General features: G+C 42.2%; 8 protein-coding genes. 4 read left to right on the top strand and 4 right to left on the bottom strand.

Features of this window, described 5'->3' with window-relative positions; translation table 11 throughout:
- The first annotated feature begins 83 nt into the window (after window positions 1-83).
- Window positions 84-2,615 (top strand): TonB-dependent receptor plug domain-containing protein, encoded by a 2,532-nt coding sequence (locus P3J6_RS02420; RefSeq protein WP_198522155.1) that lies wholly within the window; start codon window positions 84-86, stop codon window positions 2,613-2,615.
- A gap of 196 nt (window positions 2,616-2,811) precedes the next feature.
- On the top strand, window positions 2,812-3,702 hold the full coding sequence (locus tag P3J6_RS02415) for a hypothetical protein (RefSeq protein ID WP_198522154.1): 891 nt from the start codon (window positions 2,812-2,814) through the stop codon (window positions 3,700-3,702).
- A gap of 74 nt (window positions 3,703-3,776) precedes the next feature.
- On the opposite strand, the gene P3J6_RS02410 is transcribed toward P3J6_RS02415, so the two are convergent.
- From P3J6_RS02410 to P3J6_RS02400, 3 genes are read right to left on the bottom strand one after another with little or no spacing between them, the layout of a single operon-like run.
- A complete protein-coding gene (locus P3J6_RS02410) occupies window positions 3,777-4,877 on the bottom strand; it encodes a lipocalin-like domain-containing protein (protein WP_198522153.1) in 1,101 nt (366 codons plus the stop codon).
- A 7-nt stretch (window positions 4,878-4,884) separates the two neighbouring features.
- A complete protein-coding gene (locus P3J6_RS02405) occupies window positions 4,885-7,317 on the bottom strand; it encodes an FtsX-like permease family protein (RefSeq protein ID WP_198522152.1) in 2,433 nt (810 codons plus the stop codon).
- Window positions 7,310-7,966 (bottom strand): ABC transporter ATP-binding protein, encoded by a 657-nt coding sequence (locus tag P3J6_RS02400; RefSeq protein WP_198522151.1) that lies wholly within the window; start codon window positions 7,964-7,966, stop codon window positions 7,310-7,312. The genes P3J6_RS02405 and P3J6_RS02400 overlap by 8 nt, the downstream gene beginning before the upstream one ends.
- Before the next feature lie 236 nt (window positions 7,967-8,202).
- Here P3J6_RS02400 and P3J6_RS02395 point away from each other — a divergent pair, with 236 nt between their 5' ends.
- Window positions 8,203-10,602, top strand: coding sequence for a PKD domain-containing protein (locus P3J6_RS02395; protein WP_178956785.1), 2,400 nt, complete (start codon window positions 8,203-8,205; stop codon window positions 10,600-10,602).
- 119 nt (window positions 10,603-10,721) lie between these two features.
- A complete protein-coding gene (locus P3J6_RS02390; RefSeq protein ID WP_138608607.1) occupies window positions 10,722-12,617 on the top strand; it encodes a monovalent cation:proton antiporter-2 (CPA2) family protein in 1,896 nt (631 codons plus the stop codon).
- On the opposite strand, the gene P3J6_RS02385 is transcribed toward P3J6_RS02390, so the two are convergent.
- Complete coding sequence (locus P3J6_RS02385; RefSeq protein WP_198522150.1) at window positions 12,592-13,305, bottom strand: hypothetical protein; 714 nt, start codon at window positions 13,303-13,305, stop codon at window positions 12,592-12,594. The genes P3J6_RS02390 and P3J6_RS02385 overlap by 26 nt on opposite strands.
- Between the last annotated feature and the right edge of the window lie 54 nt (window positions 13,306-13,359).

Below are 13,359 nucleotides of genomic sequence, written 5' to 3'. Positions count from 1 at the left end.
ATCTTTGCACGTAGTTGAGCGCTTCTATATGATTCGCTCCTTTTTCAAACTCACCAAAACAACGACGTTCTTAAGGAACATTCATGACTTTTAAGCGTTTATCAGCCAATAAATTAGCACTTAGCTTGGCCGTAACCTCTGCACTTAGCAACTCTTTCATTACAGCTAATGCAGCAGAACAAGATACCCAAGCACAAGAGAACATCGAAGTAATCTCAGTAACAGGGACTCGCCGTAGTTTACGAAGTATTGCACAAAGCTCAGTGCCAGTAGATATTATTACTAGCAGCGACATGGCAAGCACAGGTCAACTTGAAATCAGCCAGGTTCTTGCTAACCAAGTACCCAGCTTTAACTTTCCAAGCGCCACTTTAGGTGATGGAACAGATCACGCAAAACCTGCTGTACTGCGCGGCTTAGCGCCCGATCACACTTTAGTGCTTATCAATGGTAAACGTCGTCACTCTGGTGCGCTTTTAAACTTAGCAGGTGTTGTAGGCAGAGGCTCTACCGCGGTAGATTTAAACATGATCCCTACATCAGCCATTAAGCGCGTAGAAGTACTACGCGACGGTGCCGCAGCGCAATACGGCTCAGATGCCATTGCCGGGGTGATTAATATTGTTTTAAAAGACGCCTCTGAAGGCGGCAGTGTAAGCGTAACCTATGGTGAATACGACACACAAATGGCGGGCGCACCTAACTTAGAAAGCACCTACGCAGATGCAAACGGTGACCTTGCATTTAACCTGGGTGATGACCGCGAAATTAGCGATGGCGCCACACGCACAATTAGCGCTAACTCTGGATTTGCATTATCAGACAGCGGCTTTGTAAACGTATCGATTGAATACCGCGATAACAGCCCAACACAACGCTCTGGTTTTGACCCTCGTGAACAATACAGCCGCCTTGACGATGGCAGCCTAGACCAGCGCGAATTTACTATTGACCGTTACAACCATCGCTTTGGTAAAGCAGACCTTGAAGATTACGCTTTATTTTACAATATGGGTTACGAGCTAGATAACAGCCTAAACCTGTATTCTTTTGGTAGCTACTCAAAACGAGAAGGTAACTCAGGTGGCTTTTACCGCCGTGCACAAGACAGCCGTAACGTATTAGCACTCTACCCAGATGGCTTTTTACCGCAAATTGAAACCGATGTTGAAGACTACTCATTTGCCTTAGGTCTAGAAGGTGAAACGGGTGACTGGACATGGGACGTAAGTACCAACTACGGCCGTAATGACTTTGCGTTTGGTGTTGTAAATAGCTTAAATACGTCTTTAGGCGCCACCAGCCCCACCGAATTTGATAACGGCGCATTAGTTTATGACCAATTTATAGTCAATGGTGATGCCAGCACAATCCTTGATTTAGGGTTACCTGACGACGTATTTTTTACTCTAGGTGCTGAATACCGCCACGAAAGTTATAAAATAGAACAAGGTGAAGAAGCCTCATACATTACTGCACTTGATAGCAATGGCAACCCAATTGCAGCCGGTGGCGCACAAGTACTTTCGGGTTTTGGCCCAGAAAGCGTAACCGATGAAAGCCGTCATAACGTTGCACTATTTGTTGAGTTTGACACCTACCTAACCGAAAACTGGAACATGGTTTTAGCTAGCCGCTACGAAGATTACAGCGACTTTGGCAACACCTTTACCTCAAAGCTTGCAACTCGTTACAGCGTAAACGAAAACCTATCGCTACGTGGGGCAATTAGCACAGGTTTCCGTGCGCCATCACTTGCACAGAGCTCGTACCGTCAAATTTCTACGGTACTTGAGAACAACCAAGCGTTTGAAGTGGGCCTATTCCCAACAGATGCATCAGCAGCACAAGCCCTTGGCGCAAAACAGTTAGACGCTGAAGACTCAGTTAATTTAACAGCTGGCTTTGTATACACCCAAGGTAACTTTAGCTTAACGGTTGACGCCTACCGTATTGATATTGATGACCGTATTGTGCTCTCTGAAAACTTAAGCGGTGCCGCAGTACAACAAATTTTAACGGATGCTGGTGAGTTAAATACCGAAAGCGTACGCTACTTTACCAACGCAATCGACTCACGCACGCAAGGCGTAGACATTGTTGCAACTTACCTACTACAGTTAGATAACTTTGGCGACGTGCGATTAAACGCGGCAGCTAACTTTAACGACACCGAAGTAACGCACGTTGACGATAACCCTGAGCAATTAAACTCATTAGGTGACGACTATGTTGTATTTGCACGCCGTGAAGTAGGTCGTTTTGAAGAAGGTACTCCAGACAACAAACTGAATCTGTCGGCAGTGTGGAACTTTAACGAATGGCAAACAACTTTGCGTGCAACGCGTTATGGTGAAGTTGCCGATATTTCTACTACCGCCGATCGCGATGAATACCTAGACGCTAAATGGATAACCGATTTAGAAGTTGCGTATCGCCCTAACGATGAGTGGAAATTTGCACTGGGTGCCAATAACTTATTTGACCAATACCCGCAAGCCACGGTCGATAATATTGGTTACTCTACCTTTAGCCAAATATTTCCATACACACCGTATGCACCATACAGTTTAGATGGTCGCTTTTTATACGGTAACATTACCTACAGTTTTTAATTAAAACTGGCGGTTAAAACGAAAAGGATGCTTTATGCATCCTTTTTATTAATAATTAGTAATTTTAACCACTAATTAGTCTTTCAATTTTCAACAAAAAACTAAATTCATTATAAAACAAACACTTAAATTTAGGCCCCATTTTTGCTCTAGTCTTGTTATATTAAATAATAACATCACACTAAAAGGACTAACCATGAGCTCATCAACTGTATCTACCATTGCTAAACCACTTTCACTAATTAGCGGTATTTTATTATTAAGTGGCTGCGTGTTTCATATTTCACCAAGCGTTGCGTCGGTAAAACAAACACAACAACTAACACTACCTAGCAATAATCTTGAATACCTAGACGTACTAAGCGGCGCAGGTTCACTTAAAATAATGGGCTCATCAACAGCAACCAGTATTAATGTTGACGCCACTATTTACACAGCCGATATTGACGACGAATACGAACTCACACTCGATCAAAGTGGCACTAAAGCAAAGCTTGTTGCCCAAAATACAAGTAATAATGGTATTAGCTTTTACAGCGGCCAATCGCCAAGCATTAATTTAGTGGTCACCGTCCCTAACAATCTTGAGCTAGATATTGATGATGGCTCAGGCGACATAACTATTAACGCCATGAAAAATAATATTGATGTAAAAGATGGCTCTGGCAGCTTATCAATCAATGGCGCTAAAAACCTAAACATAGACGACGGCTCGGGCGATATTTCTCTTCAAAGCATCACTGGCAATCTAGATCTTAACGATGGTTCGGGCAGCATTACTATTAATAACGTTAATGGCAATGCAAATATTGATGATGGCTCAGGCGATATGAATGTAAGCAATGTACGTGGTACATTAACTGTTGAAGACGGGTCGGGAAGCATAGCAATACAACATATTAATGGCGCTGTCGACGTTGAAGATAACTCGGGCGACTTAACCATTGAACATGTTGATGCAAGCGTTACCATTGAAGATGGCTCTGGCGATATTCGCGTTAATCATGCTAAAGGGCTAACAATTACAGAAGCAGGCTCTGGCGATGTTAGCATCGATAATATCTCTGGTTCAGTAAAGCTAGACTAATATACTGAGCCCTTAATAAAATGCACTTAACCTTGGCTTAAGTGCATTTTTTTTGAAAGCCATTTTATAGCCCGCTAATAACCAACTAGTTCTGCATAACCTTTACCTTTAAAACCGCCTTGAGTTTTAATTCGTCCCTCCCAGTAGGGAATGCTCAATTGATTTCGTGAATCGGGGTTACGTGCTTCAATTATAATTGGCTCAAACCCTTTAACCTTGAGGTGCCACTTAACTGGGTAGGTTCTACTACTGGGCGTTGTTTGGGCTGTAAGCTCAGATGTTTTTAATACCAGTAAGGTCACGTCGTCATTTGCAATGGCGCGCACAATTCCACTTTGCGTAATGTGCGATGCACTGCAGTAGTCATAACTTTGTTGACCATTACGAATACAAAATGCCATTAAGCCCCCCTGTTTTTTATCATCAGCCTGAATGCTAAACCAGTCCCAACCATTTTGGGTAGGATCGATTAGCGCCGAAGACCACTCTCTGTCTAACCAAGCATCTCCAGTTACTTTAAAAGTTTTACCCGCAAATGTGATGTCGCCTTGTGCGTGTAAAAACGGATAGCTGTAATAGTAAGAGGCATGCCCCTGGTGAGTCTTTTGGCTATAACCTTGCTCGCCATGTTTTACAAGTGGGCTATTAGCCAGCACCAGGTTAGCACTGTAATTTTCCTGCTGCGCCTTTAAACTGAGCGGTAAAAATGTTGCATCCTTACTTGCTAACTGCCAATCATCTAGGCGAGCTTCAAATGGCTGCGCTGTTATATTTACTTGCCCCAATCGGCCATATTTTTCGAACGCTTGATGCTGTGAATCGGTTTGTATTGCAAAGTGAGCAAAGTAAAGCTGCCCATTCCACCAAGGTGATGGTTCTGTTTGTGTGCTTTGCTCATCAACCGAGAGCCTAAATAAAGTCCATTGCACACCAAAGGTGTCGCCATTATCTGCCTTTAAATTAGCAGTCACGTACCACCATTCAATTCCTTGTTGATGATGCGCCCCATGATCACGTGGAAAGCTCAACCCTTGGTTTTTGTTTACAGGTTCACCAAATTGTTGTGCAAACCCGCTATGCATTGGTTTATCTTGATTTACTTGCTCTGCTTCGGGCTGGCACGCGCTTAATGCGCCAATAAAAATAAAGGTAACAGCTGCTTTTAGTCTATTCATGTAAGTCCTATAGCTTGGCAACATTATCGGCAACGGCGCTTCGCGTTAATTTTATCAGCGGTAACGCGCTCACAAATAAAGCTAACATAAACATAAGCACCGTAAAGCCACCTAACTGTAGCCAATTAACGGTCATGGCCATGGTCCAACCAAAGGCAATTGGCATGACGTAAGTTAATAGTACCCATCCAAGGCTAAGCCCCAGTGGTATAGCTAATAACAAGGTGGTTAAAATAATAAGTGCAGCTTGCAGTACTTTTGCTCCCAATAATTGCTGTTGTGTGACACCCAGCGTTTGTAATACCGCCATGGGCTGTAATTGCCCGCGCCCTAAAGTTAAAAAGCTTACCCACATGCCAAATAATGCAATCAGCATAATAAATATATTAAGCGCCTGAGTAACATAAAAAGTTTTACCAAATAGCTGTTTTGCAAAGCGTTTAAACTGCTGATTAGCAATGACTTGTTGGCTATCTAATTGGTGCTGTTTTTGAATATATTCGGCTATGGCGTCAACGTCACTATGGGGCTTTAACCAAAGCGATAAACCATACTCGGTGTAATTTAAGCTGCTATTCAATAATGCATTAGTTGTTACAACAACATTTAACCCTTGCTCGCCGTAATCAAAATAGGCAGCACGTACTTGGCACGTTAGTGTATTAATATGCTGTTTTAGGGTTATTACATCACCTACTTTAAGCGAATACTGCAGCAAGGCGGGTTCGTTCACTAAGCAACCCACAACCCCGTTTTTGTTCTTTTCAAATACTGCAGCAGATGTAGGTGCTTTATTGTTTAACAAAGTAAGGTGTTGGTTGTAGCTGGCTGTTGCACCAAATGCCATAACATCAACAGCTATCGTATTTTTAGGTGCTTTAAGCTCACTTTTAGCTGACCAATATACGCCTACTTTTTCGACCTCAGGGAGTTCACGCAACTTAGCCCCTAACGCTTGAATGTTTTGATCGGGCCTTACGTATAAATCAGCGCTTAGGCGTTTTTCAAGGTGTGTATCTAAGGTGTCGCTAAAACTGCCAACCATAATTTGCATACCTACGGCGGCTCCCATCGCCATTAAAATAGCGAGTACAGAGCTTAGTAATGCAGGTAACTGCACTAGGCTGTCGGCTTTTAACCACTGAATAATCGGGTTTTGTGTTGGCCATGGCAGTTTAAAAACGGCTTTAACTACCGGTGATGTAATTACAAAAAAGAGGAGTAGCACACAAACACACAGCAATAAGGCACTTATTTTGGTATTTGCCGTTAACGCTAAGTAGCTGGCTGCAAAAATAGCTAACGCAAACATTAGCCATTTAATACGCGCGCAAAAAGTACTTAATCGAGCCGATTGGCTGGCCAAAAACCCCAACAAAACAACAACATTAAGTGAAAAGCCGCTAGCAATCATGCTGCTATCAAGGCTTACTACAAAGCTTCTGTCTAGCTGGTAGAGCCCTCTCAGAGTCGCCGATACATCCATAACTAAGGTGTTTGCCAGTGCCGCGCCTAGTAACGCACCTAATAACGCAGCAAAAAAACTAAGCACCGTTAATTCAATAACCAGCGCTTTAATTAACGCCGACCGTTGACAACCCAGCACCCACATTTGCTGCTGTAAGTGAGCGCGCGCATTGTACGCAAGTTTAATTGCATTAAAACTTAAAAACGCACCCACCACATAACCCAACAATGCCAGCGCTTGTAAATTAAAGAAAAAAGCCTCAGAGAGCGCATCAAAAGCCTGCTCTTGCGCAGCTTCAAGGCGTGCTTGATCGCCTAACAATAGGTTTAATTGGGCTGCTTGTTTATTATTTAAGCCACTTACTTCAAAGTAACTAATTACCCCATTTGCGCGCAGTAATTTATCAGCAAGGCTAATGTCCACCAGCATGGTCATGCCTAAACCTTGTAATTCGCTTACAGCTAAAGTGCGTGTGGCATCACCCATGTTTATATTAATACGGCTGTTTTTTAAATTTAGCCGCCGTATTAATTTAGGATCGATATAAACAGTATTTAGTAACTGTTCAAACCCAGAATAACGCTTGTTGGTTGTTGATGCTGAGCCGCCGGTATTTTCTGTAAGCCACTGCAATAAATTGACGCCCCTAAGCGCGAGCTTTTGCTGCTCATTGGTTTCAATTACGCCCTCTAAAACCGGTTGAACCTGCGTAAAGCCAGCCGCCCTAATACGCGACCACATACTGTTGGGCAACCTGTTTTCACCTAGCACTGGGCGTACAAAATGCGTCACTGGGTTTGCAATTAGTGCTGTGGTTTGTTGATAGCGCTTACCGGCCTCTAAATTTAAGCCCTGTATTGCAGTAAGTAGCGCCGCGCCCAAACTAAAGCCAATAAAAAACAGTAATAACAGCCCTACATGGCGGCGATAAAACTGCATATACGTTATTAATATAAGTTTAAGCTCAGCCATTAATTTGGCCATCTTTTAAAAACAATTGCGTAGTAAACTGGTCGGCCAATCGCTGACTATGAGTGACCATAATAAGTATTATTTGCTGCTCTTCGCACAGGCTTTTTAATAGCGTAACTATATCGAGTGAACGAGCGGCATCAAGGTTACCCGTAGGTTCATCAGCCAATAATAACTTAGGCTTATTTAATAGCGCACGGCCTATGCCCACTCGTTGTTGCTCCCCACCAGAGAGTTGCTCAGGCATTGCTGTAAGCTTGCCTTCTAAACCCAGTTTTTTAGCCATCGTATTTACTTCATCGTCGCTAGGCGATAACCCATTAAGCCTTGCTTGAAAGCACATGTTGTCTTTTACATTTAACGGGCTGAGTAATTGGTAATGCTGAAAAATAATACCTATTTTACGCCGATAAAGCGCAAGCTCATTAGCACTCAATTCACTAATTTTTTGCTCATTAACCGTAATAGTTCCAGCATCTGGAGACAGTAAACCGGCTAATAAATTTAATAATGTTGTTTTGCCCGAGCCACTATCACCTAGTAAGGCAATGTGTGCAGCGGGTAAAATAGTTAACGATAAATCATTAATTATTTGTCGCTTCAAGCCACCATCTTGGCGAGTAAAAAATACATTATTTAGCGAAATCATAAAGAAAAGGTTATTCCTGTAATAAAAATATGGCTCGATATATAAACGATACCATAACAGTAATGCGTTCACTTAAGTGGGTTTTCGGTTGATTTTTTACACGCAATAAGCGCGTTTATTTAACTAAACCAGTAACTAAAAACCAAATCACTAAAGAGCGACAAAAAACTTTGTTTTTTTTTGCTTTATTTCTTTTTTAGGTACATATTAATGTTTAATTTTATAAGGATATTAATATGAAACGGATACTTTTAATTATATTACCCACTTTACTCACACTTCTCGGGTGTGGTGGTTCAGGCAGCTCTGAAACTAAGCAAGTCACTCCCCCAGTTAGCACAAATGCACAACCAGTGGCTGTTATTGGCACTGAACAATCAGAATATAAAACCAATACACCCATTACTTTTAGTGCTGCAAATAGTAGCGATCCTGACGGCGATACACTCACATACCAGTGGCAACTCCTTAGCGCAGACGAGCAACAAAACATACCGCTTAATACTAACAACCAACGCACTGTGACGTTTTCGGTAGCACAAGCGCAAAATTACACCTTAAAGCTGATTGTGAACGACGGCAAAATTTCAAGCTCGGTAGTAAGCAAACAAATTACCGTTACCTCAAACGCACAGCTCATTGCAAACGCAGGCAGCACACAAACCGTAAAACAAGGTGATGTAGTTAAATTAACAGCAGCACAAAGCACCGCTACTAATGCGGTAATTAATAGCTACCAATGGCAATTTATCAAAACACCTACATCAAGCGCTGCACAACTTGAAAATAGCACCCGCGTTAACAGCCAATTTGTTGCTGATAAACTAGGCGAATACAGCGTTAAATTAACTATTACTAACTCAATTGGTGATACCGCTAATAGTAACGTACTTATAAAAAGTGAGCAGCTTGCTGTAAATTCTGCGCCAAACGCTGTTATTTCAGTTCAAAACAGTACACTTTCACCCAACCAACTCGTAACATTAAATGGTGAACAAAGTACCGATCCAGATGCAAACGACACGCTAAGTTATCAATGGGCAATAACCTCTAAGCCTGAGAACAGCGACCCAAGCTTATCGAATGCAATTGCCAAAAATGCAGGCTTTGCATCGAATGAATTGGGTGAGTACACGATCTCCCTAAGCGTAACCGATGAAGGTAATCTAAGTGATACCGCGCAAGTAACCTTAAGCGTTACCACCGAAAACAAAGCGCCTATTGCCGTTCTTGCAGAGCAAACTGATATAACCTTAAATACATTAACTACCCTACAATGCCTACAATGTAGCGACCCCGATAGCGACCCTCTAATTTACAACTGGCAACTGCAAGCAAAACCTGAAAGTAGCACTGCGCAATTACAGCAAAGCACATCGGCTACCCCTTCGCTTACTGCTGATGTTGAAGGCGATTACGTTGTTACCCTAGTTGTATCTGACGGTGAACTCAGCTCACCACAAGTAACCTCGGTGCTGCATACAAAGGATAATAAAAAACCAGTTACTCTAGTAAGTTACAAGTCTTCAATTAGTGTTAATGAGCAAGTTACTTTAGATGCCTCAGCCAGTTACGACCCCGAAGGCGCAGTTTTAAGTTACCATTGGGAAATAGTTTCGTCGTCAAATCAAGCTGTATTAAGCAGTACAAGTAGCTCAGCCCCCACGCTTAGCGCGCCAGCAGAAGGGCAAGTTGTTGTTTCACTTAAAACCAATGATGGTGAGCAGTTTTCAGACACACAAACACTCACTATTAATGTTACACAAAACGCCAAGCCCGTTATTATTCATACCGGTGATAAAGCTCGCTACAGCACCGTTGGTAGCACCGTTAACTTTGATGCAAGCCAAAGCTATGATCCAGAGGGCACCGCGCTTAGCTATGAATGGGAGCTCTCTACACCAACAGGTTCATCTGCTAGTTTAAGTAGCACCAACCAAAACATAACCGAATTAACACCCGATCTAACTGGTAACTATATCTTAACTTTCACGGTAACTGATGCTGACAACTACCAAGCCATTACTCAGTTTTCGGTTACAGCTACTAATTCATCGCAAATAACGGGCAACATAAAAGGGCAAATTACCAACGTGCAACGAACCGCAATTAGTAATGCCAAACTCACAATTAACAATGTGCCGTACACCACAAATAGCGCAGGTCAGTTTAACGAAACACTTAACTTAGCTGAAGGTGAAAACATTACTATAACCAGCAACGATCCGCGCCTTGCTAATGCCATCTATAACTCTCCCGCAATTACCCAAAATAACTTTACGATAGACTTAGAACAAAACAGTTTACCCGTATTTCAAAGCGTGGAGGTTACCGTATTTGTATGTCCTGAGTTTACCGGGCCAGATACCATTAACGTAAACTTTAACATGACCGAAACACTGCTAGCCTCTGCACGTTTTGAATATCAATTTAACCAAACTCAGGCACTCGTTTTGCAAAAATCAGGAAGCACCTACCTAGATAGCGAACTGCTTATAGACCTACCAGCAACTGCTAAATTTGAGGTGACGGTAACCGAAAGCAACGTTGAGAACACTTATAATTGGCCTATTACTATTTTTTATTCAGCGTCTGACGATCCAAGATCAGCTATTATAAACATATGTAATATTTAGCCTTGTTGTGTGCGTTTTTAAAACGCACACAACAAATAACAGCATATATCCACATAACTCATTGTATTTTATACGCACCTAAGCCATGCTATTTATCTCAACGTTAATAAGGTAAGCACGTGTTAGAAATAGCTTTAATTTACTTAGCTGCTGCCATTGTTGCAGTTCCCATAGCAAAACGACTTGGACTTGGCTCTGTGCTAGGTTATTTAATTGCAGGCATTTTGATAGGCCCATATGCATTAGGTGTCGTAGGCGACCAAACTGATGTAATGCACTTTGCCGAATTTGGCGTTGTGATGATGTTATTTTTAGTTGGCCTTGAACTGCAACCTTCGCGTTTGTGGACTCTGCGCCACTCAATATTAGGGCTTGGCGGATTACAGGTGGTACTAAGTGCAGCGGCTATTTTTGCCTTTTGTTATTGGTTTTTTGCCATGCATTGGCAAACGGCTTTAGCTATTGGTTTAATGCTCGCGCTGTCTTCAACTGCTATTGTGCTGCAAAGCCTTGAAGAAAAAGGCTGGCTAAAACAAGAAGCTGGGCAAAATGCATTTTCGGTTTTATTATTTCAAGATATTGCGATTATTCCTATTTTAGCGCTACTTCCGCTACTCGCTTTTGCACCACAAGGTAACTCAAAAGACATTAACGACTCCATCATTGCTAGCTGGCCTATTTGGCAGCAAGTAGGGGTTTCTGTTGCTGTTATTGCCGCTATCATTGCTGGCGGTAAATATGTTTCGGCACCATTATTTAGATACATAGCACAAACCCACATGCGTGAAATATTCACTATTTTTGCATTGTTTTTAGTGGTGGCTATTTCGCTGGTGATGCAAAGTATTGGGTTATCGCCCGCACTCGGTACTTTTTTAGCCGGTGTTGTATTGGCCGAAAGTGAATTTAGACACGAGCTAGAAGCCGATATAGAGCCCTTTAAAGGCTTATTACTGGGATTATTTTTTATCACGGTTGGCGCATCAATTAATTTTGAATTGCTATTTAACCAATTCAGTACCGTGATTGCATTAGTGGTGTTATTAATTACCATTAAAGCCTGTATTTTATTTGCCTTGGCAATTGCTTTTAATATTAGCCGTAAACAACAACTTCTATTTACCTTAGCCCTTGCTCAGGGCGGCGAGTTTGCCTTTGTGCTGCTTAGTGTAACAACCACCTTGAGTATTTTAACCCCAGAGCAAACTAATTTAGTTACCCTTGTGGTTGCCGTTTCCATGCTAATAGCACCTTTACTGCTTATGCTGTATGAGCAAATTCAAAAGCGCAACTATAGCACCACGGCACCTGAGTTTGATAAACCAGAACAAATAAGCACAGCCAAACATGTGATCATTGCCGGATACGGTCGTTTTGGACAAATAATGGGGCGTTTATTACATGCGCAAGGCTACGAAATTACCGTACTTGATCACAGCCCAAGCCAAATAGAACTGCTGCGCCGGTTTGGTAATACCGTATTTTATGGTGATGCGGCACGCCAAGAACTGCTTGAAGCCGCAGGCGCGCACACAGCACAAATGCTGGTTGTTGCAATTGATAACCCTGATAAAACCATTGAGATAATTAAGCTGGCGCATAAAAACTATCCACAATTAAAAATAGTAGCGCGCGCCATAGATCGCCGCCATGCATATCAATTACTTAATTTAAAAGTAGATGCGTTTAACCGCGAAACCGTCGACTCAGCCATAAACTTAGCCATAGAATCATTGCAATTGCTTGGTAATAGTAAAGAAGATGCTGAGCGTGCTGGTAAGTTATTTAGAGATCACGACCGTGCTGCCGTATTGCAACTAGCCGAGTTATGGGGTGATGATGCCAGTTATGGCGTAGCCGTACGCCAACGTATGGAAGATTTAAAGCAAGTATTACAACAAGACAAACAAGCACGACAAGACTTAAATACCTGTGATGCCAACGACTATGAAAATGGCTTAACCGAAAACACGGTTAAGCCAAAAAACGCTAATGATGATGCCCACCTTGAATAGCCTCACCTTGCTGGTTATAAAAACCGGTGGCGCCGTGCTCTATAAAGCCAAGATTAATCATTTTAGCTAAAAATGGATCGCTTTCGTTATCACCAATATCGGCGTAATCGGTGGTTTGAAAGTTATCCCATTTTGCAAACTGAGCCTTAATTGCAGGTGTATCACTGTTTACATCATTTAAGCTAAGCAAGGTTTGAGTATCACTTTTTTTATTGGTCACACTAAAAGTTTTAACTAATTTTGCTTGCGGGAGAAAAGCCAGCTTAAATTGGTTATCGCCCTCATTAAGCACGTAATTTTTTACCTCATTACAACCCTCACCTTGTGAACTGACTAGGGTCATTTTTGCAATTAAATGGTTATCCACCAGCTGACTTTTGGCACTCCAATTTTGCACTCCACGTACCTCCGATGGTTGGTACTCAATACCGCGTTGTTCGGCATTAAAGTAACGAATAGGACGAAGCTGGTTGTTACTTAGCTGCTGCCAAAGCTCGGTTAGTGTTTCACTTTGATGCGCCACCTGCTGATTGTTTCGCCAAAGAGTAAGTGACTGGGTGCTGTGCTGCGATTTGTGCTGATTGGTAATTTTATAGTCGGCTTTTAGTTGCGCAGCATCAATGTCGCACTGCTGGGCGAGCGCACTCGTGCTGGCCAGTGCTGAAAGTATAAATAATAACTTTTTCATTGGGGTAATCTCTTAGATAAACATTACTTTATGACTCTAAAATAACGCTTAATA

The sequence above is a fragment of the Pseudoalteromonas sp. 3J6 genome (genome assembly GCF_903995135.1).
Taxonomy (GTDB): Bacteria; Pseudomonadota; Gammaproteobacteria; order Enterobacterales; family Alteromonadaceae; genus Pseudoalteromonas.
The sequence above is the reverse complement of the archived record's forward strand: the minus strand, read 5'-3'. Positions and strand labels throughout refer to the sequence as shown.